The 234-nt window shown below is 56.0% G+C and carries 1 protein-coding gene; it reads right to left on the bottom strand.

Going from position 1 to position 234, the window contains the following annotated elements; translation table 11 throughout:
- The coding region (locus ACQG3P_RS24285; RefSeq protein ID WP_426806480.1) for a MerR family DNA-binding transcriptional regulator at positions 1-180 on the bottom strand (180 nt) is incomplete at its 3' end.
- Between the last annotated feature and the right edge of the window lie 54 nt (positions 181-234).

Consider the following 234-nt stretch of genomic DNA (forward strand, 5'->3'; position numbering starts at 1 on the left):
GCGCTGTATGTGTTTCACCGGGTTGACCGTCCCCGTTTGAACCGCGCGGTAGCCATTTCCCGATCGGGAAGATGCCAACCTCCCATGCGGATCGTAGTGGCGGATCGCACGCACGCTGACGCCGCTAGCCTCGGCTAGCTCACCAATCTTCATCATGTCATTACTGGGTTGCTTGGACATCGCGATATCCTGGAAACGTCTACTTGACTCTAACACTAGTGTCAGCGTTTAGCC

The sequence above is a fragment of the Stenotrophomonas sp. SrG genome (assembly GCF_050031795.1).
Taxonomy (GTDB): domain Bacteria; phylum Pseudomonadota; class Gammaproteobacteria; order Xanthomonadales; family Xanthomonadaceae; genus Stenotrophomonas; species Stenotrophomonas rhizophila_A.